Source organism: Curtobacterium luteum (assembly GCF_001475545.1).
Lineage (GTDB): Bacteria > Actinomycetota > Actinomycetes > Actinomycetales > Microbacteriaceae > Curtobacterium > Curtobacterium luteum_A.
The window spans coordinates 1-24,850 of record NZ_LDQC01000046.1; the positions used below are offsets into that span (position 1 = coordinate 1).

At 72.1% G+C, this 24,850-nt stretch carries 23 protein-coding genes and 1 tRNA gene; 10 read left to right on the forward strand and 14 right to left on the reverse strand.

The annotated features are described in order from the left end of the window. The first annotated feature begins 175 nt into the window (after positions 1-175). Positions 176-1,381 (forward strand): mannosyltransferase family protein, encoded by a 1,206-nt coding sequence (locus tag NS184_RS08720; protein ID WP_193750433.1) that lies wholly within the window; start codon positions 176-178, stop codon positions 1,379-1,381. A gap of 153 nt (positions 1,382-1,534) precedes the next feature. On the opposite strand, the gene NS184_RS08725 is transcribed toward NS184_RS08720, so the two are convergent. After that, positions 1,535-2,587: an amidase domain-containing protein gene (locus tag NS184_RS08725; protein WP_058725733.1), complete on the reverse strand. Its 1,053-nt coding sequence runs from the start codon at positions 2,585-2,587 to the stop codon at positions 1,535-1,537. 109 nt (positions 2,588-2,696) lie between these two features. Here NS184_RS08725 and NS184_RS08730 point away from each other — a divergent pair, with 109 nt between their 5' ends. Next, positions 2,697-3,080: a hypothetical protein gene (locus NS184_RS08730; RefSeq protein WP_058725734.1), complete on the forward strand. Its 384-nt coding sequence runs from the start codon at positions 2,697-2,699 to the stop codon at positions 3,078-3,080. A 74-nt stretch (positions 3,081-3,154) separates the two neighbouring features. Here NS184_RS08730 and NS184_RS08735 read toward each other — a convergent pair whose 3' ends face one another. The 5 genes from NS184_RS08735 to galU form a co-directional block, all read right to left on the reverse strand. Continuing rightward, positions 3,155-4,411, reverse strand: coding sequence for a hypothetical protein (locus tag NS184_RS08735; RefSeq protein WP_058725735.1), 1,257 nt, complete (start codon positions 4,409-4,411; stop codon positions 3,155-3,157). 731 nt (positions 4,412-5,142) lie between these two features. Beyond that, positions 5,143-5,218 (reverse strand) — tRNA-Ala (locus NS184_RS08740). Positions 5,219-5,296: 78 nt separating this feature from the next. Then, positions 5,297-6,409 carry a hypothetical protein gene (locus NS184_RS08745; protein WP_058725736.1) on the reverse strand — a complete coding sequence of 371 codons (1,113 nt, stop codon included), beginning with the start codon at positions 6,407-6,409 and terminating at the stop codon, positions 5,297-5,299. A gap of 146 nt (positions 6,410-6,555) precedes the next feature. After that, entirely contained in the window at positions 6,556-7,215 is a 660-nt protein-coding gene (locus NS184_RS08750; RefSeq protein WP_058725737.1) for a GNAT family N-acetyltransferase, read from the reverse strand. 71 nt (positions 7,216-7,286) lie between these two features. Next, positions 7,287-8,177 (reverse strand): UTP--glucose-1-phosphate uridylyltransferase GalU, encoded by an 891-nt coding sequence (gene galU, locus NS184_RS08755; protein WP_058725738.1) that lies wholly within the window; start codon positions 8,175-8,177, stop codon positions 7,287-7,289. A 114-nt stretch (positions 8,178-8,291) separates the two neighbouring features. On the opposite strand from galU, the gene NS184_RS08760 reads away from it, so the two are divergent. Genes NS184_RS08760 through mscL form a run of 3 tightly spaced genes read left to right on the forward strand, consistent with a single transcriptional unit; the run spans position 8,292 to position 9,760 of the window. Next, entirely contained in the window at positions 8,292-8,876 is a 585-nt protein-coding gene (locus NS184_RS08760) for a 5-formyltetrahydrofolate cyclo-ligase (protein ID WP_058725739.1), read from the forward strand. 1 nt (position 8,877) lies between these two features. After that, complete coding sequence (locus NS184_RS08765) at positions 8,878-9,204, forward strand: FmdB family zinc ribbon protein (RefSeq protein ID WP_058725740.1); 327 nt, start codon at positions 8,878-8,880, stop codon at positions 9,202-9,204. A gap of 55 nt (positions 9,205-9,259) precedes the next feature. Then, on the forward strand, positions 9,260-9,760 hold the full coding sequence (gene mscL, locus NS184_RS08770; protein ID WP_058725741.1) for a large conductance mechanosensitive channel protein MscL: 501 nt from the start codon (positions 9,260-9,262) through the stop codon (positions 9,758-9,760). 122 nt (positions 9,761-9,882) lie between these two features. Here mscL and NS184_RS08775 read toward each other — a convergent pair whose 3' ends face one another. Continuing rightward, on the reverse strand, positions 9,883-10,470 hold the full coding sequence (locus NS184_RS08775; protein WP_058725742.1) for a CDP-alcohol phosphatidyltransferase family protein: 588 nt from the start codon (positions 10,468-10,470) through the stop codon (positions 9,883-9,885). A 308-nt stretch (positions 10,471-10,778) separates the two neighbouring features. Next, complete coding sequence (locus NS184_RS08785; RefSeq protein ID WP_430733539.1) at positions 10,779-14,477, reverse strand: AAA family ATPase; 3,699 nt, start codon at positions 14,475-14,477, stop codon at positions 10,779-10,781. A 316-nt stretch (positions 14,478-14,793) separates the two neighbouring features. Between NS184_RS08785 and NS184_RS08790 the strand changes: the two genes are divergently transcribed. From NS184_RS08790 to NS184_RS08800, 3 genes are all read left to right on the forward strand, one after another. Further along, positions 14,794-15,666 carry an HpcH/HpaI aldolase/citrate lyase family protein gene (locus NS184_RS08790; RefSeq protein ID WP_058725744.1) on the forward strand — a complete coding sequence of 291 codons (873 nt, stop codon included), beginning with the start codon at positions 14,794-14,796 and terminating at the stop codon, positions 15,664-15,666. Between the two features lie 10 nt (positions 15,667-15,676). Then, the gene (locus NS184_RS08795; protein WP_058725745.1) at positions 15,677-16,138 is read left to right on the forward strand and encodes a DUF6264 family protein; all 462 of its coding nucleotides are present in this window, start codon (positions 15,677-15,679) and stop codon (positions 16,136-16,138) included. A gap of 75 nt (positions 16,139-16,213) precedes the next feature. Further along, on the forward strand, positions 16,214-17,461 hold the full coding sequence (locus tag NS184_RS08800) for an FAD-dependent oxidoreductase (RefSeq protein ID WP_058725746.1): 1,248 nt from the start codon (positions 16,214-16,216) through the stop codon (positions 17,459-17,461). 70 nt (positions 17,462-17,531) lie between these two features. Here NS184_RS08800 and NS184_RS18875 read toward each other — a convergent pair whose 3' ends face one another. Next, the gene (locus NS184_RS18875; RefSeq protein WP_275935023.1) at positions 17,532-17,654 is read right to left on the reverse strand and encodes a hypothetical protein; all 123 of its coding nucleotides are present in this window, start codon (positions 17,652-17,654) and stop codon (positions 17,532-17,534) included. Beyond that, positions 17,651-19,789 carry an ArnT family glycosyltransferase gene (locus NS184_RS18880; protein WP_058725747.1) on the reverse strand — a complete coding sequence of 713 codons (2,139 nt, stop codon included), beginning with the start codon at positions 19,787-19,789 and terminating at the stop codon, positions 17,651-17,653. The genes NS184_RS18875 and NS184_RS18880 overlap by 4 nt, the downstream gene beginning before the upstream one ends. 124 nt (positions 19,790-19,913) lie before the next feature. Between NS184_RS18880 and NS184_RS08810 the strand changes: the two genes are divergently transcribed. Continuing rightward, positions 19,914-20,789: an aldo/keto reductase gene (locus tag NS184_RS08810; protein WP_058725748.1), complete on the forward strand. Its 876-nt coding sequence runs from the start codon at positions 19,914-19,916 to the stop codon at positions 20,787-20,789. Positions 20,790-20,833: 44 nt separating this feature from the next. Here NS184_RS08810 and NS184_RS08815 read toward each other — a convergent pair whose 3' ends face one another. After that, the gene (locus NS184_RS08815) at positions 20,834-21,319 is read right to left on the reverse strand and encodes a hypothetical protein (RefSeq protein ID WP_058725749.1); all 486 of its coding nucleotides are present in this window, start codon (positions 21,317-21,319) and stop codon (positions 20,834-20,836) included. 71 nt (positions 21,320-21,390) lie between these two features. Between NS184_RS08815 and NS184_RS08820 the strand changes: the two genes are divergently transcribed. After that, positions 21,391-22,356 carry an NAD(P)H-quinone oxidoreductase gene (locus NS184_RS08820; protein WP_058725754.1) on the forward strand — a complete coding sequence of 322 codons (966 nt, stop codon included), beginning with the start codon at positions 21,391-21,393 and terminating at the stop codon, positions 22,354-22,356. Positions 22,357-22,392: 36 nt separating this feature from the next. On the opposite strand, the gene NS184_RS08825 is transcribed toward NS184_RS08820, so the two are convergent. The 3 genes from NS184_RS08825 to NS184_RS08835 form a co-directional block, all read right to left on the reverse strand. Continuing rightward, positions 22,393-23,115, reverse strand: a complete 723-nt coding sequence (locus tag NS184_RS08825) for an amino acid ABC transporter ATP-binding protein (RefSeq protein ID WP_058725755.1) — start codon at positions 23,113-23,115, stop codon at positions 22,393-22,395. An 89-nt stretch (positions 23,116-23,204) separates the two neighbouring features. Then, complete coding sequence (locus tag NS184_RS08830; protein ID WP_058725750.1) at positions 23,205-24,083, reverse strand: amino acid ABC transporter permease; 879 nt, start codon at positions 24,081-24,083, stop codon at positions 23,205-23,207. Positions 24,084-24,088: 5 nt separating this feature from the next. Next, on the reverse strand, positions 24,089-24,850 hold a 762-nt coding region (locus NS184_RS08835; RefSeq protein WP_058725751.1), incomplete at its 5' end, for an ABC transporter substrate-binding protein.

Here is a 24,850-nt window from a genome sequence, read left to right on the forward strand (position 1 = left end):
CCCGCTGCGCCGTCGCAGTCGGTCCGCCGAGCCGTCACCGGTCGGTGACCGACGGTCCGTCACCGCCCGGCTGGCGCGACCGCGTCCACCGGACGGCGACGGCCCCGGCCGCTGCCGCCGCCGCTGTCGCTGTCGCTGTCGCTGTCGCTGTCGCGCAGCGTGCGAGGATCGTGCGGTGACCGACGTGGCGGAGACGACCCGTGCCTCCCGGCTGGGTTCCGTCCTGGAGGCGCGCCACATCGGGTGGTCCGCCCCCCTGCTCCTGTGGCTGGCCTCGCGGGCGTTCAGCTCGCTGCTGCTCGGCTCGATGTACATGGTCGCGACCGCGGCCGGGTGGCCGTTCGCCTCGTACCGACGTGACCCGTCCTTCTTCACCTTCTCCGGATCGTGGGACGCGTCGTTCTACCGGATCATCGCCGAGCAGGGGTACCCGACGACGATCCCGGTCGACGACGCCGGCCACGTGCTGCCGAACGCGTGGGCGTTCCTGCCGGTGTTCCCGTGGCTCGCACGGACGGTGATGCCCGTCGTCGGCGGGTCGTTCTGGGTCGCGGGGGTGCTCGTCGCGTCCCTGGCGGGTGCCGGCGCCTGCGTGGTGCTGTACCGACTCGTGCGGTCGGTGCGCGACGACCGTGCGGCGCGCTGGGCGACCGCGCTCTTCGCCTTCGGGCCCACCGGGTTCCTGCTGCAGGTCGCCTACGCCGAGAGCCTGTTCCTGCTGCTGTTGTTCGGGGCGCTCCTCGCGCTCGTCCGTCGGCGGTACTGGGTGATCGCGCCGCTCGGGATCGTCGCCGCGTTCACGAAGCCCGGCGTGCTCGCGCTGGCCGTGGCCCTCTCGGTGCACCTCGTCGTGCGGTGGGCGCAGGACCCCTCGGCGTTCCGGTGGCGAGAGCGCGTGGCCGTCGTGGTCACCGGGCTGCTCGTCGCGGCCGCGGGGCTCGCGTGGCCGGTGATCGCCTCCGCGGTGACCGGGCGGCCGGATGCGTACCTCGACACCGAGCTGTCCTGGTGGGTCGGGTTCGTCGGGCGGCAGCACTTCGCGCCGCTCACGCCGTGGTTCACGATGGCGGGGACGTGGCTCGGGCCGGCGGGGATCGCCCTCGTGGTCGTCGTGCTCGCAGCGGCCGTGTGGTTCTGGTGCCGGCGGGACGTCCGGGCGGTGGGCACGGACGTGTGGTCGTTCACGGCCTCGTACGTGCTCTACCTCGTCGCGGTGTTCCTGCCGCAGCAGTCACTGCCCCGCCTGCTCATGCCGACGGCGCCGCTGCTCGGGTCAGACGTGTTCGTCGGTACACGGCGGCGGGCGGTGGCGTGGCTCGTGGTCGGGATGTGCCTGCAGCCCGTGGCGGTCGTGCTGCTGTGGTTCCTCGGGTACCCGTAGGCGCGGGCGCAGCCCGGCGCGGGCCGGAGTCAGCCCTGGCCGGGTCCATGCGTCGAACCACGATTGCGACGTTGAACCGTGCAGGGCGGTCGGTTCGATGTCGGGAACACGGTTCCACCCGATCGGCGGCAGGCACGCAATTCCGGGCCGCGCTCAGGCCTCCGCGTCGAACGTGTGGAACCAGGCCTTGCCGCCGGGGTGCTGCACCGTGATCATCTCGTCGAGGTCGCGGTAGGGGCCGTCCTGGTTGTGGCTCGCCGACTTGATGCGCACGGTGCCGTCCGGCTCGGTGAAGACCTCGGACACGATCGTCGTGTGGTCCGGCGAGTCGTTGTCGTTCCAGTCGAAGAACACGATGTCACCGACCTTGACCTTGTCCCGTTCGTCGATCGACCGCTTCGTCAGCCCGAACTCGGCCGCGTGCTCACTGAGCCAGGGGTCCATCGCCGGGCAGTACGTCCACGTGGGTGAGTGCGCGGCGCCGGCGTCGCGGTTGTACCAGTCATCGCGCTGCTCCCACCCGCGGGCGATGAGGGTCTGGCTGACGTAGTTCGCGCAGTCCCCGCCGATCGGGTTCATCGTCCCGTACTCGGCCAGGTTGTAGTCCTTCCAGTACCGCATCGCGTACGCGAGCTGCCGGTCGACCGCGGTGAGCGCGGCGTACGCGAGCGAGGTCGTCGCGACGGCTTCGCCGACGTCCGGCGTCGGGGCCGTGGTCGGTGTCGGCGTGGCGGTCGCGGAGTCCTGCGTCGCACCGGACTGGCCGTCGTTCGCACTGCTGCCGTTGCCGTCGGAGGACTGGTTCGCCGACGGCGACGGCTCGATCGTCTCGGCGAAGAGCGCGACGTCCGCGTCCCCGGCGGTGTACATCGCCTGGTGCGGGGCAGTGAAGGTGACCTTCGTCGCGGTCGCCCGGACGTCGCGAGCAGCGATGCCGCCCACGGTCACGCCCTTGACGACGTCGAGCCCGGTCCCGTGGACGGTGACGGTGACCCCGCCCGCGAGCGGGACCTGCGTGGGCTCGAGCTTCGAGGCGGCCGGCTCCGCGGCGGACGAGCTCCCCGTCGATCCGGATCCCGCCGTGCCCGGCTGCTTCGTCACCGAGGCCTTCCCCCCGCCGTCGGAGGAGCACGCGGCGACCGCGAGACCGACACCGGCGACACCGGCGAGCGAGAACAGGGTGCGGCGCGTGTACGAGGCAGTCATGACCTCCCCAGGGTAGGCGACGCCCCCGACGGACGGTCCGTTGCCTCGCGCAACCGGGGAGGAACCGGCATGATCGATCCGCAGCAGCCGAACGAGAGGATCCCTCCACATGCCCGAGAGCCACGACTTCTTCGTCGCAGCCGACCCGGGGACCGCTCGCGCTCGGACCCGCGACGCCCTGGTGCGCGAGGGCTACACCGTCGACGACGCCGACCAGGGCGGACTCCGCGCGACCCGCGGCAGCCTCGGACTCACGCTCCTCATCGGGGCATGGGCGAACGACCGCACGTTCCACACCCGCCTCGACGTGCAGGTCATGGTGACCCCGGACGGTCGCACCGTCGTCCGACTGCTCCGGGGATCGGGACGGTCGATGGTGAAGGGCGGCGCGATCGGCCTGGCGCGTGGCAACCGGGCCTTCGAGCAGGCCGCGAACGCGATCCACACCGTGTTCGCGCAGGCGGGCGTCCTCACGGCGAGCGTCCGCGGCTGACGCCGGCGCAGCCGGGACGACCCGACGGGAGGCTCGGTGTCGGTCTGCACCGTGCCGCTCGTGTGGTCGTCAGCTCAGTTGCAGGACCAGTCGCGGTCGATCTTCCCGGAACCGTAGGCGGTCACGTACTGCGTCATCGCGATCTTCCCCGCGGCGAGGGACTTCCCCGAGCAGGCCGCCTGCGCCTGGTCGAGGCGCGCGGTCCCGAGGGCGATCCAGCTCGGCAGCGGGCGGATCGGGCTCCCACTCGGCACCGTGCCCATGATCGTGGCGAACTGCGACGTCGTCGAGTAGAGCCCGATGGTCGCGACCCCCGACGCCCGGAGCGCCGCGATCATGCCCTCGAGCGCGGCGCGGTTCTGCGCGGTGTCCGAGACGTACGACAGGCCGGTCTCGACGTCGAGCCACCAGCGGTACTGACCCGGGTTCGTCACCCCGCGGGTGTTCGCCGCCTCGTACGCGCGGGTGTAGCCGTAGACGTAGGAGCACGCGGTGGTCGTCTTCCACGTCGACTGCGCACCGCTCTGCGCCGTGCACTTCCCGTTCGTGTACTGCGTCGGGACGGAGACCGTCGGGCCGCCCGGCAGCGTGTTCGACGACGGCCACACGGACGCCTTCGCCGCACCCGGGTTCGTGAACAGCGAGTACACCTGCGCCTTCGGCTGCGCGGTCCCACCGGCGGAGCCCTTCGCCCAGGCCAGCTGCTGGGCGAGACACGGGTTCGTGGTGTTCGCGAGCGAGCCGTTCACGCCGACGACGCCGAAGGACTGGTCGGTCGGGATCGCCGTGCACGCGGGACCCTGGGGCCAGGAGACGTCGACGCCGGTGCCCGAGCCGCTCGACCCGTTCGTGTAGTAGCCGAGGACGTCGAGGGAGAGCGTCGCCTTCCCGGCGAGGACCCTGGCGTTCACCGTGCCCGCCGAGGCCACCGGCAGCACGACGGCGTTCGCGAGGGTGCGACCCGGCACGGACACCTGCGTCGGCAGGGTCGACGCACCCAGCGCCCCGCTCACCTGCACGGAGCTGGACGTCGACGCGCCGTTCACCTTGGCGTTCGCGACGACCGCCGTCGCGTTCCGCGGGACGCCGGCCGTCCCGGTCAGGCGGACGGCGCGGTTCGTGGTGGTGACGGCGGCCGTGGCAGCGCGCACGCCCGGCGTCGGGACGTACGACGATCCTCCGGCGCCCGGGGCCCAGTACCCCACGACGTCCGCGTTGACGACGGCCTTCCCGGCGCTGACACGGGTCTGGAACGCGCCGCCGGCGAGCGTGACGGTCGTCGTGTTCGCGATGGTCGCGCCGGCGGTGAACGAGATCGCGGCGACGGACACGTCCTTCCGGCCGGAGTGAACCGGGCGGAGCCCGAGCCGGCGGGACGGGAGACGTCGGCCTGCAGCACGACGGCGGTCGCGTTCGCCGGAACGCCGCCCCCGGTCACCGAGACCTTCCGCGGCGTCGTGGTCACCGTGGCGCGCAGGACCGACCTCGGCGCCACGGGCGTGTACGTGGAGGCACCGCCGGAGCCGTACCAGCCCGCGACGTCGAGCGACACGGTGCCCTTGCCCGCGGAGAGCCGCACCGCGACCCTGCCCGACGACAGCACGGCGTTGGTCCCGACCGACACCGAGCGGCCGGCCGTGACGTACTGCACGGTCTGCGACGACACAGCCAGCGTCCCCGACGCGGTCGGCTTCGCGACCGTCGCCGTGAGCGCCACGGCGGTCGCCGACGCCGGGATGCCGTTCCGGCCGGCGAGCGGCACCTGCACCGTGGCCGTCCCGACCGAGCCGGACCACGCCCGCACCGGCGCGACGGCGGTGAACCGACCGCTCGACGGTTCGGCTGCCGATGCACCGGGCGCCGGGCCGACGACGAGGAGCCCGACCACGACGGCCGCGACCGCTCCGATCGCGACGACGACGTTCCTGATGTGCATGTTCCCCCCTCGGCGCTGCTGTGCGCCTCGCGAGTCTAGGGTGACCGGTGCCGCTGACACAGCCCTGCCGTGGAGAACCTCAGGGAACGACGAAGGGCCACCCGATCGGGTGGCCCTTCGTGTACCTGGTGGAGCTAAGGGGATTCGAACCCCTGACCTTCTCATTGCGAACGAGACGCGCTACCAACTGCGCCATAGCCCCGAGGACTCGACAACCCTAGCACCTCGGTCCGCGTGAACAGAAATCGACCGCCCAGCTCCGGGCGCGCCGCAGGGTTCGTCAGACCGCGCGACGCCGGCGCATGATCGCGTCGAGGTCAGCCTGCTGGTAGACGTCCTCGTCGATGACGCCCATGCCGGCCCACCTGCTCGGCGGCGTCGGTTCGGCGGGTGCCTCCGCGACGGGGTCGACCGATGCCGTCGGTGACGCCGATCCCGACGCGGCGGACGCAGGTGCACGGAGCCCGAGTCGTTCCGCGAGTCGGCCCTGGTCGTGCGAGGACAGCGACGCGGCCGCCTCCTCGACGTCCGGCCGCATGCGCGAGACGGTCGCGAGCGACGGGTCGGTGGCACCGGCCCGGATCGCAGCGGCCTCGGCCTCCGCCTCGGCCTTCGCCTCGGCGACGCGCTCCTTGAGACGCGCAGCCAGTTCGGCGGAGGACTCCGGCGAGGCCTTCGGCGCGACGGGCCGCTCGACGTACAGCGGCTTCGGGACATGGTTCGGGGTCCAGCTGCGGTCGCGCGTGGGTTCGGCGGGTGCTTCCGTCGACAGGGGCGGCGCCGGGTCCGTCCACGCGGTGGTCGGCCGGGAGGCACGGGTCGCGTCCGACGCGGCGGATGCGGCACGCGCCTTCCGCGCCTGCGCGACCTGGTGCAGCTGGGCGAGGACCGCGACAGAGCCGCCGGCGGCCACGAGCCCGGCGACCGCGATCAGCCAGAGCCCGGGTGCCGTGACGAGGACCACGACGGCGACGACGAGACCGATCGTGCCGAACAGGGTCGCACCGAGCCGGGAGCGACGCATCCGCATGGCCGTCAGGGCCGGGACGTTCGAGGCGCGCTCGAGCACGGGCGCCTGCTCCGCGAGCCGACGGGTGATCTCCCGCTGGCGGGCGGCTTCGTGCGCCCGGACGATGGCGGTGCGCTTGGCCTCCTCGGAGCGGGCGACGCGCTGCGCCTCGGCGAGGGACTTCGCGTTCATCTCGACGCGGACCTCCTCCGGCAGCTCGGCGGTCTGCGCGAGGATCCGGAGGGTCTGCTGGAGTCGGATCGCGTTCCGCTCGGTGGCGAGGTACTGACGCCGCGCGGCCCAGGACGGCACGAGGTAGACGATCCAGAGGACGGCTGCCAGGAGCAGCACGATGCCGCCGCCCCAGGAGCCGATACCTGCCATGCGCCAACGGTAGGGGCGCGGGAACGCACGATCCGTGATTGCCGGACGCGTGTTGCGCGTGTCGTGACGGAATCCGACGGGGCGAGCCGTGCCTCCAGGCCGGTGCGGAGCCGCACGGCGCGACGCGAGCCGACGTGACGGACGCGTCAGAGACGGGGCGTGGTGTGGATCGGCAACGCCGCCTCGTCGCGGGCGGACAGCGGGACGCTGCCGACGCCCGGCGGCACCCGACCCTGGACCCAGCGCTCGAGGACCCCCTCGCGGACCTCCTCGGCGACGAGGGCGAAGCAGAAGTGGTCGCGCCAGTCCCCGTTGATGTGGATGTAGCGGCGGCGGAGCCCCTCGTACCGGAAGCCGAGCTTCTCGACGACGCGGAGGCTCGGCGCGTTCTCCGGACGGATGCAGATCTCGATGCGGTGCACGCCGACCGTCCGGAAGCAGTGGTCGACGGCGAGGGCGACCGAGATCGGGGTGACGTTGTGCCCGGCGGCGTCCTCGACGACCCAGTAGCCGATCGAGGCGCTTGCGAGCGACCCGTAGGTGATGCCGGAGACGTTGAGCTGACCGACGAACCGGCCGTCGAGCTCCATCGCGAACGGCAGCCCGAGGCCGGCGCGGGCGTTGGCCTGCAGCGCGCGGATGCTGCCGCGGACGTCGGTCGAGACGTGGCCGGAGGGGTTGGTGGCCTCCCAGGTCCGGAGCCAGCCGCGGTTCGACGCGAGCGCGACGTCGAGGTCACGGGTGTCGCGGAGCCGGAGCGGCCGGATGGTGACCCGCCCGTGGGACAGGGTCGGGATCGTCGTCATCGCTGTGGTTCCTCCGGATGCGTCGAACGGGTCCGGGGGAACTCCCCCGGACCCGTTCGGCGACGGGTCGACTATTCGCCCGCGTTGAACTCCTTGAGCCAGGACTTGAGGTCCGGCCCGAGGTCTTCGCGGTCCGAGGCGAGCTGCACGATCGCCTTGATGTAGTCGAGTTTGTCACCGGTGTCGTACCGACGTCCACGGAACACGACGCCGTAAACGCCGCCCGTCCATTCCTCGGCGCCGGCCATCTTCATGAGGGCGTCGGTGAGCTGGATCTCGCCGCCCTTGCCGGGCTCCTGCTTCTCGAGGACGTCGAAGACCTCGGGGCGGATGACGTAGCGGCCGATGATGGCGAGGTTCGAGGGGGCTTCGCCCTGCGCGGGCTTCTCGACCAGGCCGGTGATCTTCACGACGTCGTCGGTGTCGGTCGGCTCGACCGTCGCGATGCCGTACATGTGCGTCTGCGACTCGGGGACCTCGAGGAGAGCGACGATCGTCGCGTTCTTCTGGCCCTGGACCTCGATCATGCGCTTGAGCAGCGGGTCGCGGGCGTCGATGATGTCGTCGCCGAGGAGGACCGCGAAGGGCTCCCGGCCGACGTGCATCTTCGCGCGGAGCACCGCGTGGCCGAGGCCGAGCGGGTCACCCTGGCGGACGTAGTGCATGTCGGCGAGGTCCGTCGACTGGTTGACCTTCTGCAGCTTCTCGTGGTCACCCTTCTTCTTCAGGGTCTCCTCGAGCTCGGACACGTGGTCGAAGTGGTTCTCGAGCGCGTTCTTGTTGCGGCCCGTGATCATCAGGACGTCGGTGAGCCCGGCGTCGACGGCCTCCTCCACCACGTACTGGATGGCCGGCTTGTCGACGACCGGGAGCATCTCCTTCGGCATCGCCTTGGTGGCGGGGAGGAAGCGCGTGCCCAGGCCGGCGGCGGGGATCACGGCTTTCGAAATCTGGAAGCCCATGCAGGTGACGGTATCGGATGACCCTTGGACGGGGCATGTCGTCGCTGTGGAGGACACGGCTTCGCGCGGGCCGCGGCGGGAAGCCGCAAGAGCGGCCTCGGTAGACTCCCGGGCATGATCCCCGACCGAGGTGTCGAGAAGCGTGCGTTGCGGGCCGAGCTCCGGCAGCGGCGACGCACCAGGACCACCACCGAACGCGACGCGGACGCGGCAGCCCTGACCGAGACCCTGCAGCGGTTCGTGGAGGAGCGCCAGGTCGAGTCGCTCGCGCTGTACCTGTCCGCGCCCGATGAGCCCGACGTCCGGCCGTTCCTCGACTGGGCGTACGAGCGCGGCATCCGCGTCCTGCTGCCGATCACCCGCGAGGACGGGCTGCTCGACTGGGCGGTCGGCGACGGCGAGTCGGAGCACGAGGGGCTGTTCGGGATGCCCGAGGTGATCGGCGAGGTCCTCTCCCCACTCGCGCTCGGTGACGTCGACGCGATCCTCACCCCGGCCGCCGCGGTCGGGCACGACGGGGTCCGGATGGGCTGGGGCCGCGGGTACTACGACAAGACCCTCGGGTCCATGGCGAACCGTCCGCCCGTCTATGCTGTGATCTTCGACGCGGAGTACCTCGACGAGGTCCCGCGCGAGGCCCACGACGAACCCGTCGACGGCATCATCACGCCGTCGCGCATCATCACCTTCCGGAGCTAGCGTGCCCACCTACTCGTACCGGTGCACCGAGTGCGACAACGCCTTCGACGTCAAGCAGTCCTTCTCGGACGCCGCCCTGACCGAGTGCCCCGTCTGCGGCGGTGCGCTCCGCAAGGTCTTCTCGCCGGTCGGTGTGACGTTCAACGGGGGCGGGTTCTACCGGACGGACTCGCGGGCGAAGCCGGCAAGCGGTTCGTCGACGGGCGGCGGCTCGTCGTCCGACGGCGGCTCGTCCACGGGCGGCGGCTCCTCGACGGGCGGCGGCTCGTCGTCGAGCGCACCGGCGAAGAGCGAGGCGAAGAAGCCGGCCGCGCCCAGCGCCTCCTGACATCCTGGCGACCGTCTCGGTACGGTGGGGGCCTCCCGACCGGAAGGAGGCTCACGTGAAGGGCTTCAAGGAGTTCCTGCTCCGTGGCAACGTCATCGACCTGGCCGTGGCGGTCGTCATCGGTGCGGCGTTCACCGCGATCGTGACGGCCATCGTCACGAACCTGATCAACCCGCTCATCGGTGCCGTCTTCAACGCGTCGAGTCTGGACAAGGCGCTCATCGTCGCGATCCCGACCGTGAGCGGCGGGAGCGCGAAGATCCTCTTCGGCGCGATCATCGGTGCGGTGATCAACTTCGTCATCGTCGCTGCGGTCGTCTACTTCGCGCTCGTCGTCCCGGTGAACCACCTCAAGAAGGTTGCGTTCGAGCGCGTCAAGAAGAACGAGGAGCAGACGCCGCAGGACGTCCCGCCGACCGACGTCGAGGTACTGCTCGAGATCCGCGACCTGCTCCGCTCCCAGAACGGCTCCGCGCTGCCGGCGGGCGGTGGTGCCCACGTGGCCCCCACGAACGCACCCGAAGGCCCGGGCATCGGCGGCTCGACGAAGCTCTAGCCGCGCCGGGCCGCGCCGCGACTGCGAACCACGAAACCGACATCGAACCAGGCTCCGAGCTCGGTTCGATGTCGGTTTCGTGGTTGGAAGCGGCAGGACCCGGCGCACCACCCCTCGTGCGCTCAGGCGGCGGGAGCGACCGCGCGGCGCTTGCGGACCATCGCCACGGCGTACTGCGCACCCGCGAGCACGTGCCCGGCGGTGCCGAGGTACACGAACACGAGTGCGACGATCCGGACCCAGGGCGCGTTCTCGTCCACCGTGTGCACGGCCGAGAACAGCAGCACCGGGAGTCCGACGAACAGCAGCGCCGAGCGGATCTTGCCCGTCCAGGTGACGTCGAGGTCCGGGTTGCCGTGGAACAGCGCGCTCGACAGCACGGCGAGCACCAGGTCGACCGCGACGACGACGATCACGACGAACAGCGGCAGGAGCCCGACCAGCACGAGCGAGAGCACGATCGCGATGATCGCCAACCGATCGGCGACGGGATCGATGGCCTTGCCGAGCTTCGAGCCCTGGTCGAAGCGGCGCGCGACGAAACCGTCGGCCCAGTCGCTGACGCCGATGACGACGAGTGCCACGAGCGCCCACCCCGGATGCCGGGCGACGACCAGCAACACGAAGACCGGGATCAGCAGGAGCCGGAACAGCGTGATGAGGTTCGGCCACGTCTGCCAGTCGGGGCGCTGTCGCGCGGTCTCAGTCATCGCCTGCAAGGCTACCCGGCCTCACCAGTGAGGCGGGACGTCGCGTCGGAGCTGGTCGTCGTTCTCGCCGTCGCGGTGCCGCGCCGGCTCCGGCGGGGCGGCCGGGTCGTAGCCCGGCACCGGCTGGGTGGTGACGCGCCTGCGGCGCCGCGCTGCGCCTCCCGGCTGCTCGTCCGTCGCCTCGACCGCGGGGGCGTCGGACCGGACGGGAGGCACGGCTGCGGACGCGTCGTCGGCCCGCGTCCACGCCCCCACCAGCTGGTCCGTCCCGGGCGTGACCGGCCCCGCGGGCCGACTCGCCCGACGGCTCACCGGCGGGCGGGGATCGGGGGTATGGAGATCTCCTGGGTGGCGCCGCGGTCGACGCCGAGCACCGAGGCCACCGTGTTCGCCACGCGGTCCGGGTCGGAGAACAGCTGGAACGCGTGCACACGCACGTAGTGCCACCCGAGCCGACGGAGCACCTCGGGCCGGAGCCGCAGCGACTCGCGCAGGGACCCCTTCACGAGCGACGCGTCGGTCTCGATCGTGACGCAGACCCCGCCGTGGGCCGCGACGAGCCCGAGCTTCCCGCGGTGCCCGAGCGCGACCGGGATGCCCCGCATCTCGAGTCGGCGGGCGAGGTCGACGAGCAGCGGATCGGAGTCGTCCGGCACGTACTCGGCGCTCGTACGCGCGCGGACCTCGGCGAGGATCTCCGCGAGCGCGACCGTGCCGTGGCCCATCCGCTCGGCCTCGATGTCCGACGGCTGGAAGCACGTGACGATGACCATCGAGCGGCGCGCACGGGTCATCGCGACCGCGAGCAGGCGCTCCCCGCCGGGCTTCCCGAGCGGACCGAAGTCGCGGAGGACCCTGCCGTGCGGCGTCCGGCCGTAGCCGATCGAGAAGATGACGCGGTCGCGGCTCTGGGCCACGGACTGCTCGAGCGTGGCGACGATGAACGGCTCGGCACGGTCGCCGATGACGAACTCGGTGAGGTCCTTGTGCCCCTGCGCAGCGGTGAGCACCGCCTGCTCGACGCGGACGGCGTGCTTCGCGGACGCGGTGATGACCATGAGCGACTCGGTCGGACGGGTGCGTGCGTGCTCCATGACGAGCCGCACGACGCGGTCCACCTCGGCGTCGACGCTCTCGACCGCTCCGGAGTCGGGGTCCGGTACGGCCTTGCCGTCGCTGACGTAGTCGAGTGCGATCGACCCGTGGCCGAGGAACGAACCGGCCCAGGGCAGCGATTCGATCCGGCCGCCGTAGAAGCGACGGTTGACGAGCTCGGCGAGGTCCTCGCCGCCGGCCCGGTACGAGCGGGTGAGCGAGAGCGTCGGGAGGAGGGTCGACAGCTTCGCGAGCGCGGAGTCGGCGTGGAAGGCGTCGAGGGTCTGCTCGTCGACCTGCAGCGCCCGGTGGTCGGGGTCGACGGCGATGCGGAACGGCGAGGGGGTCTGCGTCACCGGGTCGCCGAACACGACGGTCTGACGCGCACGGCGGACCGCACCGACGGTCTCGGCGATCGTGACGGCACCGGCGTCGACGAGGATCACGGTGTCGAACGGCATCGTGTCCGCGATCTCGGACACCTCGTAGGGGCTCGCGAGCCACACGGGCGCGATCGACCGCGACAGGTGCGGTGCCGAGTCCTGCAGCAGACGCGAGGTGATCGCCCCGTCCTTGAGCTGCGTCTTCAGCGCGGTGGCCTCGTCCGGCCAGTCGACGAGCCCGACCTTCCAGTTCTCGGCCAGCTGCCACGCGAGGCCCTGGGACACCCCGGCTGCGTGGGCGTCGTCGACGAGACGGAAGTCGGCCTCGACCCGGTCGAGCATGTCGGTGTTCGCGCCGAGGAGCGCCCGGTCGGACTCGAGCATCGACTCGAGGGCGGACTGCCACCACGCGAGTTCGAGCTCCGCCGGCACCTGCGTGTCCGGGACGTGCCGGTTCGCGAGGTCGGTGATGAGCGGCTCGAGCTGCAGGTCGCGCAGGGTCTGCATGAGCTCCGTGCGCTCCTGCAGGTTGTGCAGGACGTCGGAGTCCTCGGCGAGCCGGGCGATCGTCGGCACGAGTTGGTCGACGGGCAGGTTCGCGAGCTGGTCCTCGCGTGCGGTGCGACCCAGCGGCTCGTCGAGGCGCGCGAGGTCCTCGACGACGTTCGAGAACAGCACCTGGACGTCAGCGATGCCGGTGGGCACCTCGGGGTTCACGCCCGCGGCGACGTAGCGCTGCCAGAGCACACGCTGCTGCTGCACACGGGTCAGCGCCTCGTGCAGGTCGGACACGTGCACGCCCGGGCGGACGTACTCGCGGGCGAGCTTCTTCAGCCGGCGGCGGTTCGTCGACGACATCGGGGCGCCCTCGCCTCGAGGGGCGGTGGCCGCGACGAGCTCGGACACCGACCGGTCGAAGACCACGGGCAGGAACCGGTCGAGCGTGTCCCGGATCTCGGTGAGCAGGCGGAGGTAGATCCCGAGCTCGTTGATCGTCGTGAACTGCCGCATGTGGGTGGTCGCGACGAGGTCGTGCGCGCGGCGGAGCAGCGTCGGCAGTCCGTCGGCGTCGAGGTCCTTCGCGGTCTTGTGCGCCCGCTGCGCCCCGTCGCTCGTGGAGAACTTCGCGCCGTACCAGGGCGAGTCGTCGGGTCCGTAGCGGAACTCACCGAGGTTCGCCGCGCTGACCATGGTCTCGGCGACGCGCGAGCGCCCCTCGACCATCGACGCCACGGACGACTGCGACAGCCGTGCGGTCGTCGACGGGGGCACGGGCAGCAGCGAGAGCCGGGAGAGCTCGACGAGGCAGTCGAGCACGGAGACGCCGAAGGACGGGTCGATCCGGGTCAGGGCGCCGCGGTAGTCGATGAGGACCTTGCGGAGCCGGACGAGTGCGTCGTCGACCTCGCGGAGGTTCGGGCGCTTGGCCTTCTCGTTGCGGGCGATCGCGCGGACGACGTCGCGGCGGAGCGTCGACGGCGTGACCGCGACCCCGGGGAGGTGCACCTCGCCGAAGCGGGCCGCGATCCCACGGAGGGTCGCCCGCCGCGGGCTCACCACGAGGACACGCTTGTTCGCCGCGACGAGGCCGCCGAGGGCGTTCACGATCGTCTGCGTGCCACCGGTGCCCGGCAGGGTCTTCACCACGATCGAGTTGCCGGCCGTGATCTGCGCGATCACGTTCTCCTGCTCGTCGTCGGCGTCGAGGAGGAGCGTGTCGGTCTCCGGGCTGCGCTCGTCCGACGGGGTCTGCTCGACCGGGCGGTAGGACTGCTCGACCTGCCACTTCGCGCTCGGGTTGCCGGCGAGGGCGTCGAGCACCGGGTGCGACAGGTCGCCGGTGTCCTCGACCATGCCGGTCGCGACCTCGGCGAACGTCGACACCACGAGGCGTGCGTGCACCGAGAAGCCGGGGATGTGCGCGGTGAGCCCGCGGAGCCGGTCGATGACGGGGTTCGGTGTGAACGAGCCGTCCTGCTGCGCGAGCGCCACGAAGGACTGCGCATCGAGGATGACGCCGTACTGCTCGTGCAGGGCGTCGGCGAGGCCCGGGTTGAGCACGGGCTCGCCGAGCAGACGGACCTCGAAGTCACGGCCGTGCCGTCGGATGGCGAGCGGGCGCAGCAGCACCGGCCCGCGGAAGTGCTCGTCGCCGTGCTTCCAGTCGGCCATGCCGATGCCGAGCTTCACCGCGTCGATGCCGCGCACCGTCGCGAGTTCGGTGCCCTTCGCCTCGACGTGCGCCGCGGCGATGCGGGCTGCTCGGAGCGCGACCTCGTCGCGGATGAGGCTCGACAGCAGCGTCGTCTTGCCGGTGATGAACTGTGCGAGCCCGCCGGGGTGCGTCGTGGAGAGCTCGATGCGGGCACGCGGGTGGTCGGAGAAGCGGGTGAGCGGGCTGGTGCCGCCGACACCGGTGAGCTGCTTCCGCCACGCGTCCCACGCGGGCTCCGCCGCGTTGCCGGCCTGGAGGCGCGGGTCACCCAGGCTGATCGCCTGCGGACTCGTCAGCTGCAGCTCCGGCCGCAGGGTGCGGTCCGTCTCGTCGGTCGCGTCCGGACCACGGTCGGGCACGCTCGACGGCCGCTGTCCGACCGGGGCCCGCGACCCGGTCGCACCCGTCGCCTCGTCCTGCTCCTGCTGTCCGTTCCGGGGGCGCGCGTCGGCACCCTCGACGGGGACGTCGTCGTTCACGTCGTCCTCACCGTCGGTCACCCTGTCCGCTCGCCACACATCGGACACTGTAGGCGGAACCGGACCCGTGCTCCTGCAATGAACCGGAGGTTTCCGGATTCGTCGCCCGTGACACGCGGCCCGGAGGTCACGGTGTGGTACCAACGTGGACATGGCCATCGACGACCGAACCGCTCCGCCCGCCCCGACCCCGTCCCGTCGACGGTCGGTGGCGCCGGACATCTCGCGGTCGTGGCTCCTCGTCTCCGGCAACCACGCCGACCGGTTCGACCGGGCGCAGCGGTCGCGCGCGGACCAGATCATCCTCGACATCGAGGACGCCGTCGACCCCGCCGCGAAGCCCGCCGCCCGCTCGACCGTGGCCGCATGGCTGGCCGGGGGCGGCGAGGCCTGGGTCCGGATCAACGACGTCACCACCGACTTCTGGGCCGACGACGTCGAGGAGCTCCGGGGCCTGCCCGGGCTGCAGGGCGTCATGCTCGCGAAGACCGAGTCCCCGGCGCAGGTGACCGACACGTGGCACCGGCTCGGCGGTCAGACCCCGGTGATCGCCCTCGTCGAGTCGGCGCTCGGCATCGAGGAGGCGACGTCGATCGCCCGTGCGCAGGGTGCGTTCCGCCTCGCGTTCGGGTCGGGCGACTACCGGCGCGACACCGGGACGAGCGCCGACACGCTCGCGATGGCGTACCCGCGGTCACGGCTCGTGGTGGCGTCGCGCGTCGGCGGCCTGCCCGGACCGATCGACGGCCCCACGGTGGGGTCGGCGCACGCGATCCTCCGTGAGCAGTCCCAGATCGCGGTGTCGCTCGGCCTCACCGGCAAGCTGTGCCTCGACACCGAACAGCTGCCCGTCATCAACGAGGTGATCTCGCCGACGCCGACCGACGTCGCGTGGGCGCAGGACTTCCTCGACGACTTCGAGGCCCGCGGCCGCGTCATCCGCGACGGCTCGGACCTGCCGCGCCTCGGCCGGGCGCAGAAGATCCAGAAGCTCGCCCAGGCGTTCGGCGTGGAGGCACGGTAGGACTGGTGCCATGACCTGGTCGAACGTGCCCGGCGGGCAGCCCTCCCCCTCCTCCGGCGACGCGCAGCGTGCCGCGGCGTGGGAGCGTGGCGGCACCACGTTGTTCCCGGCCGGACGGGTCGCGGACCGGGTGTCGACGATCCTGCTCCTCGCGTTCGGCGCGGTGATGACCGTCGTCACGGCGGTCGTCGGGATCATCGCGGTGGTCTCGGCCACCGCGACCTGCGACGCAGCCACGGGCTGCTCCCCCGGCGGGTACATCGGCGGTACCGCGATCGCGGTCGGCGGGGCGTTCGTCATCGGCGTCGTGACCGTCGTCCTCGCGATCGGAGCGTGGCTGCGACGCCGGACCTCCTGGTGGATCGCGGCCGTGGGCTTCGTCCTCGCGGTGGCGTGCATCACGTGGGGCGGCGTCGTGTTCGCGCAGGCAGCCGACCACGGCACGGCGTCGTCGTCGGTCGGTACCGCCTGACGGACCGGACCGGCGAGCCGGACGCGAACCGGGCCTCCAGACCGTCGACCGCGTTACGGGCGTAGCGTCCGCGCCATGGTGACCACACGGCGGACCACGGTGGCCGTGGTCGGTGGCGGCCCGGCCGGCGTCGTCCTCGGGCTGCTGCTGGCGCGGGCGGGCGTCGCCGTCGAGGTCGTCGAGCGCCACGACGACTTCAACCGCGACTTCCGCGGCGACACCGTGCACGCCTCCACGATCCGGCTCCTCGACGAACTCGGCCTCGGCGACGTGTTCCGGGCCCTGCCGCAGTCGCGCCTCGACGACTTCTCCCTGCCGATGCCCGACGGCTCCCGGCTGCTGCTCGGCGACTTCTCGCGTCTCGCGCCGCCGTACGACCACGTCGCGATGGTGCCGCAGTGGGACCTCCTCGACATGCTCGTCACCGCGGCCCGTGCAGAACCGTCCTTCACGATCACGATGGGGACGGCCGCGACCGGGGTGATCGTGGAGAACGGCATCGTCACGGGCGTGCACCTCGCTCGCCGCAGCGACCCCGGCGAGCACACCGAGCTGCGGGCGGAGCTGGTGGTGGCGTGCGACGGCCGCGGCTCGACGGTCCGGGACGCGGTCGGGTTCCGACCGGTGTCGACGTCCGTGCCGTTCGACACGTGGTGGTTCCGTCTCCCGCGGGAGGACGGCGACACGGCGAGCGCACTCGTGCCGGCGTTCTCCGACGGGGACGTCCTGCTGTCGTTCCCCCGGCCGGAACACCACCAGGTCGCCTACTTCGCGCCGAAAGGGTCGGACGCCAGGCTGCGAGCCGAGGGCGTCGAGGCGTTCCGGGCGCGGGTCGCACGGCTCCGGCCGGACTTCGCGGACCGGGTCGGGGCGATCGGCTCGATGGACGAGGTGCACGTGCTCGACGTCCGGATGGACCGGCTGCACCGCTGGTGGCGATCGGGTCTGCTCTGCATCGGCGACGCAGCGCACGCGATGTCCCCGGCGGGCGGGGTCGGCATCAACCTCGCCGTGCAGGACGCCGTGGCCGCAGCGACCGTGCTCGCACCGGCGCTCCTGGCGGGTCGCTCCGGGGCGGGCCTCGACCGTGACCTCGCGCGGGTGCAGCGTCGGCGGACGCCGCCCGCCGTGGTCGTGCAGGCGGCGCAGTCGGTGCTGCACCGGGTGGTGTTCGAGCGGGCGTTCGCCGGCCGTCTCGGGGACGGGCCGCCGCTGCTGCCGGTGCTGCTCGCCCGGTACGTGCCCCCGGTGCGCGGGCTCTACGCGCGCGGGGTGGCGTTCGGCCCGCTGCCGGAGCACGCGCCGGGGTGGGCGCGGCGGTAGCCGTGGAGCCGGGAGCGGGGCGGTGGTCGTGAGGCCTGGAGCGCGCCCGGGTCCGCTGCCCGACGACGCGTCAGTCGTAGCCGAGGACCACGATCGCCGACGTCGTGGTCGTGGTGTCCGGTTCCGGTCGTCCGTCGGAGCGTCCCGGCTCGGGCTGCTCGGCCCGACGCCTCCCCGCGTCGTTCGCCGTCACGACGCACTCGTCAGGTCGTAGAGCGTGGCCCCGTCGACGGTCGTCGACTCGAAGTGCGAGGTGACCCACGACGTGATCTGCTCGGCGTCGTCGCTGCCGGAGCTGCTGCTGCCGCCGCCACCGGAACCGGCGATGAACCAGTGGACCGCACCCGCCGCGACGAGCGCCTTGAACCGTGCCAGGGTCGGTGCGGGGTCCGTCCCGTTGTACCCACCGATCGCCATCACCGGGTCACCGGTCGCCAGCTGGTAGGTCGCGGCGCTGTTCGAGCCCACCGTCGCTGCCGCCCAGGTGAAGGCATCGGCGTCGTCGGAGAGCACTGCGACGACCTCGTCGGAGACGTCGGTGGACCCGCCGTTGAGGGACGATCCACCCCCGCCACCGGCCCCACCGGCCGGACCGTCGGTCCCGGTCGGCGCCTGGCCGCCCTGCGCCGACACCGCGCCGTCGGTCGAGCCGCCCTGCCCGGCGGGTCCTCCCGTGCCGCCACCACCGGCCTGCCCACCGGCGCCGCCCGCTGCGGCGCCGTCCGCCTGGCCGCCGGGTCCACCCTGCCCGCCGGTGCCACCCGGTCCGCCCTGACTCCCTGGGCCGCCGGGTCCACCCTGACCTCCCGGGCCGCCCTGGCCCGGTCCGCTGACCTGCGGACCCGCCGACGGCAGTGCCCCGGTGTGCCCGACCGTGGTCGTCTGCACCGAGAAGGCCGTCGGTCCGAGCAGCGCCGCGACGAGCACGGCGGCGACGGTCGCCACGGACAGGAACCGACCACGCTGCGGCAGGAGCACGAGGACCGCGCCGGCGATCGTGGCGGCGAGGACGACCCAGCGGATCCAGGGCTGCCACGACGACACCTCGGAGAGGAGCACGAATGCCCAGACCCCGGAGAGCACCACGACCGCGGCGCTCACGATCCGCCAGGCAACGGCTCCCCGGCGCTGCCACAGGAGCCCTGCACCGATGCCGACGAGCCCCGCGATGTACGGGGCGAGGGCGACCGTGTAGTACGGGTGGAAGATCCCGCCCATGAAGCTGAACACCAGCCCCGTGACGAGCAGCGAACCGCCGAGCACGAGGACGGTCGCCGACCGTGGGTCGGTGCGGCGACGCAGCCCCACCGCCACGAGGGCCACGACGAGCAGGGCGAGCGCGGTCGGCAGGAGCCAGGTGACCTGGGTCGCGAACTCCGAGCCGAACAGCCGGGTCAGGCCCGTGGAACCCCAGGACCCGGCCCCCGTCGTCCCGCCCGGCACGACGCTGCCGGTCTCGTCGCCGGTGACCCGCCCGAGGCCGTTGTAGCCGAAGGTGAGCTCCAGGAAGCTGTTCGTCTGGGAGCCGCCGATGTACGGGCGCGACGAGGTCGGGACGAGCTCCACGATCGCGACCCACCACCCCGCGGACACCACGACCGCGACGGCCGCGACGAGCAGGTGCCCGATGCGCCGCAGCAGCGGACGCTGCGAGGCGACGAGGTAGACCCCGACCAGCGGGGGCAGGACGAGGAATGCCTGCAGCTGCTTCGTCAGGAACGCCAGCCCGACCAGCACCCCGGCCCACACGACCCACCGCATCCGTCCGGACTCGACGCCGCGAAGCGTCAGCGCGATCGCCCCCAGGGTGAGGAGCACCAGCAGCGCATCCGGGTTGTCGTAGCGGAACATCAGGGTCGCGACGGGTGTCGTCGCGAGGACGGCACCGGCCACGAGCGCCGCTCCGGCGGAGAACCGTCGGCGGACGATCCGGTACAGGACCGCAACCGAGGCGACCCCCATCAGCGCCTGCGGCACGAGGATCGACCACGAGTTCAGGCCGAACAGGCGCACCGAGATGCCGATCACCCAGAGGAACGCCGGGGGTTTGTCGACCGTGATGGCGTTCGCGGCGTCGGAGGACCCGTAGAAGAACGCCTCCCAGCTCTGGCTCCCGGCCTGCACCGCGGCCGAGTAGAACGCGTTCGCCCACCCGTTGACCCCGAGGTTCACGATGTACAGGACGCCGGTCGCGAGGAGGAGTCCGAGGAAGGCGGGGCGTTCCCACGTCGCGGTGTCCGCTCGACGTCGGACGAGTCGGTGGAGGCCGGCCCGGATCGCCGGGCCGGGGAGCGTGACCGTGGACGCGGACGGTGATCGAGTGGTCATGCACCCAGGGTGCGGAGGGAGCATCCACGGACCCGATGTCCCGCCTGTGGTTGCCGTAAGCGGTGTCGACGGACGGGGGGGGGACGCTGGGCGCTGGGCCGTCGTCGCGGAGCATGCTGGGGCGATGAAGCAACGAGTCATCGGAGACGTGTCCGTCAGCGCGATCGGTCTCGGCGGCATGCCGATGTCCATCGAGGGCCGACCGGACGAACGGCGCTCGGTCGCCACCATCCACGCCGCGCTCGAGGCCGGCGTCACGCTCATCGACACCGCGGACGCCTACCACCTCGCCGCCCACGACGAGGTCGGGCACAACGAGTCCCTCATCGCGAGGGCCGTCCGGGAGTTCTCCGGCGCCACCGACGACGTCCTCATCGCGACGAAGGGCGGGCACCTGCGACCAGAGCCCGGCGCATGGGCGCAGAACGGGCGTCCCGAGTACCTCAAGGAGGCGGCGAAGGCATCCGCGAAGCGGCTCGGCGTCGAGGCCATCGGGCTCTACCAGTTCCACCGACCGGACCCCGCCGTCCCCTACGCCGAGTCGGTCGGGGCGCTCGCGGAGCTCCTCGACGAGGGCGTGATCCGGATGGCGGGCATCTCGAACGCCGACCCGGACCAGATCCGTACGGCGAACGAGGTCCTCGACGGTCGACTTGCCTCGGTGCAGAACCAGTACTCGCCGCGGTTCCGGTCGAGCGAGCCGGAACTCGAGCTCTGCGACGAGCTCGGGATCGCGTTCCTGCCCTGGAGCCCCCTCGGTGGCATCACGAACGCGGCCGACCTCGGGACCGCGTACGAGGACTTCGCCTACATCGCGCGGGACCGCGGCGTGACCCCGCAGGTCGTGGCGCTGGCGTGGGAGCTGGCGAAGAGCGACGTCGTCATCCCGATCCCCGGAGCGTCACGACCGCAGTCGATCCTCGACTCGGTGACGGCCGTGTCGGTGAAGCTCCGGCCCGAGGAGGTCGCGCGGCTCGACGCGTCGCAGGCCGCCGTCTGACGGCGACCGGCCGACGGCAGCAGGTCTGCCGTCGGCCGACCACGTCAGCTCGCGGGGCAGTCCGCTGAGATCGCGGTGAGGCTGTCCTGCACCTTGGTCTCCGCCTGCTTCGCGGCGTCCGACGTCGCGCTCCCGGTGCTCTCGAGGGCGTCGGCGTAGTCCTCGGCCGCCTTCGTGAAGGTCGTGAAGTCGGACTTCACCTGCTCGTTCCCGACCTTTGGCAGGGCTGCCTCGAGCCGGTCGGTGAAGCCGTCGACGATCTCGGCGCGGGCCTTCGGGTCCGCCGGGGCGGACGACGACATCTGGCCGGCGATGAACGACTTCAGCTCGTTCTCGAGCAGCTGGCAGGCCTCCTGCTTGGTCTGCGCCGGTGCGGCCTGCTCCGACTCCGAGCTCGTCCCGGTGCTCGCCCCGCCGGACGCCTTCGAGCCGCTGGAGCCGCTGGCCGCCGTGTCGCCGCCGCCGGAGCAGCCGGCGAGGAGCGTGACGGCCAGGACGGCGGTGGTGATGGTCAGGTACTGCTTGCGCATGCTGGTGCGTCCCCCTTCGATCGCCGCACGCCCCCATGGGTGCGGCCCCGTCCGAGCGTACCGTCGAGGGCATGCGAGCGATCACCCACGACGACGGCACCCTGACCCTGCGCGACCTGCCGGACCCCGAGCCCGGTCCCGGCGAGGTGCTCGTCGAGGTCGCGGCGGCCGGTGTGAACAACGCCGACCGGCAGCAGGTGGCCGGGAACTACCCGCCGCCACCCGGGGCCTCACCGGTCCTCGGTCTCGAGGTCTCCGGTGTCGTCCGGTCGCTCGGCGCCGACGTGACCGGGTGGACCGTCGGCGACCGCGTGTGCGCACTGCTCGCCGGTGGCGGGTACGCATCGCTCGTGGCCGTCCCCGCGACACAGCTGCTGCCGGTGCCGGACGCGCTCGACCTCGTGTCGGCGGCTGCACTCCCCGAGGCGGCGTGCACGGTGTACTCGAACGTCGGGATGCTCGCTGGACTCCGGCCAGGGCAGACCCTGCTCGTCCACGGGGGCACCGGCGGCATGGGGTCGCACGCCGTGGTCTGGGCGAAGGCCCTCGGTGCGACGGTGATCACGACGAGCGGTGGCGACCGGAAGGTGCGGGCGTCCCGGGAGCTCGGCGCCGACCTCGCGATCGACCACCGGTCCGAGGACTTCGTCGCCGCCGTGCACGACTTCACCGACGGACGCGGTGTGGACGTCGTGCTCGACGTGGTCGGGGCGGACTACCTCGCGGGGAACCTCCAGGTGCTCGCGCCGAACGGGCACGTCGCGGTGATCTCGACGACGAGCGGGCCGAAGGGCGAGCTCGACCTCGGCGCGATGATGGCGAAGCGCGCCACGATCAGCGCGACGACGCTGCGCGCGCGACCGCTCGACGAGAAGGCCGCGATCGTCGCCGCGGTCCGCGAGCACGTCTGGCCGCTCGTCGAGGACGGGAGCGTCCGCCCGGTGGTCGACTCGGTGCTGCCGCTCGCCGAGGCCGGTGAAGCGCACCGCAGGATGGCCGACGGCGAGCTCATCGGGAAGGTCCTGCTGACGCCGTAGCGCGCGGTGCGCCCGCCCCCGCGCCCGCCGGGTGCGTCAGGCGTGGACGCGGGCGAGGAACTCGACGAGCGCCGGGTGCTCCGGCCGGTCGAGCACGTCGGCCGGCGTCCCCTGCTCGACGACCTCGCCGCGGTGCAGGAACACGATCCGGTCGGCGACCTTCCGCGCGAAGGACATCTCGTGCGTGGTCATCAGGATCGTCGAGCCCTGCCGCTGCAGCTCGGTGACGAGGTCGAGCACCTCGCCGACGAGCATCGGGTCGAGGGCACTCGTGACCTCGTCGAGCAGGAGCAGCTCGGGGTCCGTCGCGATCGCCCGCACGATCGCGACGCGCTGCTGCTGTCCGCCGGACAGCCGGTCGGGGTACGCACCGGCGAAGTCCGCGAGGCCGATCCGGTCGAGCAGTCGTCGCGCGGTGGCCTCGGCCGTGGTCCGGTCGACGCCGTGGACCCGTCGCGACGCCAGCGTCACGTTGTCGAGCACGCTCATGTGCGGGAACAGGTTGAACTGCTGGAAGACGACGCCGATCCGGGCCCGCGTGGCGTCGACGTCGATGCGGGGGTCGGCGATGTCGGCGCCCTGCAGCAGGATCTCGCCGTCGTCGATGCCCTCGAGCAGGTTCACGGTCTTGAGCAGCGTCGACTTCCCGGAGCCGGACGCACCGATGACGCAGATCACCTCGTGGCGGTGCACCGTGAGGTCGATGCCGCGCAGGACCTCGTGCTCGCCGAACGCCTTGCGCAGGCCGCGCAGTTCCAGGACGGGGGCCGACGTCGGCGGCTCGCGCCGTGCCTCCTGGCCGTCGACCGGACGGGAGGCACGACCCGCGCCCGCCTCGTTGCGTGCGGTCACACCGTCCCTCCGATCTGTTCGCGCTGCTGTTGCCGCCGAGCGATCGCGTCGGTGACGCGGATCAGCGGCAGGCTGATCACCACGAACAGCAGACCGGCGACGAAGTACGGCGTGAAGTTGTAGCTCTCCGCCTGCGCGATCTGGGCCGAGCGCACCGCGTCGACGGCACCGAGGATCGACACCAGGCCGACGTCCTTCTGCATCGACACGAAGTCGTTCATGAGCGCCGGGGTGACCTTGCGGATCGCCTGCGGCAGCACGACGAGCCGCAGGGTCTTCGCGTGCGAGAGGCCGAGCGACCGGGCAGCGAGGCGCTGCGACGGGTGCACCGCCTCCATGCCGGCGCGGAGCACCTCGGCGATGTACGACGAGTACGTCAGGACGATCGCGATCGTGCCCCAGAACTCGGCGGGCAGCCGCGGGAAGACTCCGAGCCCGGGGATCCCGTACCCGACGAGGTACAGCACGATGATGAGCGGCAGGCCACGGAACAGGTCGGTGTACCCGGTGGCGAGCATCCGCAGCGGGAAGAACACCGGGCTGCGCAGGCCCCGGACGACGGCGAGGAGTGTGCCGAACACCGCGACGCCGATCGCACTGAAGAACAGGATCCGGATGTTGAGCCAGAGGCCGGCGAGGATCGCGGGGAAGGAGTCGACGGCGGTCTGCGGGTCGAAGAACGACTGCTGGACCGCGGCCCACCCGGGGGTGTTCACGACGCCGAAGTAGACGACCGCGACCACCACGAGGGTCGACACGACCGACACCGCGATCGACCGGCGTCCGCGCTGCCGGCGGTACAGCCGACGCTCGAGCTCCACCTGGCTCGGCGCTGGGGCGGCGACCGGTGTGCCGGCGCCTGCTGGGACGGTCACGTGCCCTACTTCAGGACCGGGGTGCCGGTCTCCGAGGAGAGCCACTTCGTCTGCAGGCTCTGCAACGTGCCGTCCTCCTTGAGCGCGGCGAGTGCCTTGTCGACCTTGCTCGTGAGCTCGGAGCCCTTCGGCAGCACGAACCCGAACTGGTCGCCGGAGCCGTCCGCGGGGAACTGCGCGGACACGACGCCCTTGCCGTCGAGCTGGGCGCCGGACATGTAGAAGGCCGTGGGGAGGTCGGTGACGATGGCGTCGATCTGGCCGGACTTCAGCGCGAGCACCGCGTCGTCGTTCGAGTTGAAGACCTGCGGGGTGACGCCGAGGACGTCCTTGACGCTCTGGATGCTCGTCGATCCGGTGGCCACGCCGATCGCGTCCTGCTTCAGCGCACTGATCGTCGTGGCGCCGGCGGCCTTCGAGGACTTCGTGGTCACGACCGCCTGGGTCGTCCTGTAGTAGGCGGTGGACATGTCGACGGCCTTCTTGCGCTTCGCGTCGATCGAGAACTGCTGGATGTTGAGGTCCCAGTCCTTCGGGCCGGGAGCGATCGCGCTGTCGAACGTGCTGCGCTTCCAGACGACGTCGGACTTCGCGTAGCCCATCTCCTTCGCGACGGCGTACGCCACGGCCGCCTCGAAGCCCTTGCCGGACGCCGGCTTGTTGTCCTCGACCCACGGCGAGTACGCGGGCTGCCCGGTGGCGATCGTGAGCTTGCCGTCGGTGACCGTGCCCGCGGCGTTGCTGCTGCCCGCGGCGTTGCTGCTGCC

Bases quoted from the DNA above. Each gene is read 5' to 3' on its own strand.
- NS184_RS08725 (WP_058725733.1), bottom strand. From the start codon at position 2,587: ATGACTGCCTCGTACACGCGCCGCACCCTGTTCTCGCTCGCCGGTGTC.
- NS184_RS08730 (WP_058725734.1), top strand. From the start codon at position 2,697: ATGCCCGAGAGCCACGACTTCTTCGTCGCAGCCGACCCGGGGACCGCT.
- NS184_RS08745 (WP_058725736.1), bottom strand. From the start codon at position 6,409: ATGGCAGGTATCGGCTCCTGGGGCGGCGGCATCGTGCTGCTCCTGGCA.
- NS184_RS08750 (WP_058725737.1), bottom strand. From the start codon at position 7,215: ATGACGACGATCCCGACCCTGTCCCACGGGCGGGTCACCATCCGGCCG.
- galU (WP_058725738.1), bottom strand. From the start codon at position 8,177: ATGGGCTTCCAGATTTCGAAAGCCGTGATCCCCGCCGCCGGCCTGGGC.
- NS184_RS08760 (WP_058725739.1), top strand. From the start codon at position 8,292: ATGATCCCCGACCGAGGTGTCGAGAAGCGTGCGTTGCGGGCCGAGCTC.
- NS184_RS08775 (WP_058725742.1), bottom strand. From the start codon at position 10,470: ATGACTGAGACCGCGCGACAGCGCCCCGACTGGCAGACGTGGCCGAAC.
- NS184_RS08790 (WP_058725744.1), top strand. From the start codon at position 14,794: ATGGCCATCGACGACCGAACCGCTCCGCCCGCCCCGACCCCGTCCCGT.
- NS184_RS08795 (WP_058725745.1), top strand. From the start codon at position 15,677: ATGACCTGGTCGAACGTGCCCGGCGGGCAGCCCTCCCCCTCCTCCGGC.
- NS184_RS08800 (WP_058725746.1), top strand. From the start codon at position 16,214: ATGGTGACCACACGGCGGACCACGGTGGCCGTGGTCGGTGGCGGCCCG.
- NS184_RS18880 (WP_058725747.1), bottom strand. From the start codon at position 19,789: ATGACCACTCGATCACCGTCCGCGTCCACGGTCACGCTCCCCGGCCCG.
- NS184_RS08810 (WP_058725748.1), top strand. From the start codon at position 19,914: ATGAAGCAACGAGTCATCGGAGACGTGTCCGTCAGCGCGATCGGTCTC.
- NS184_RS08815 (WP_058725749.1), bottom strand. From the start codon at position 21,319: ATGCGCAAGCAGTACCTGACCATCACCACCGCCGTCCTGGCCGTCACG.
- NS184_RS08820 (WP_058725754.1), top strand. From the start codon at position 21,391: ATGCGAGCGATCACCCACGACGACGGCACCCTGACCCTGCGCGACCTG.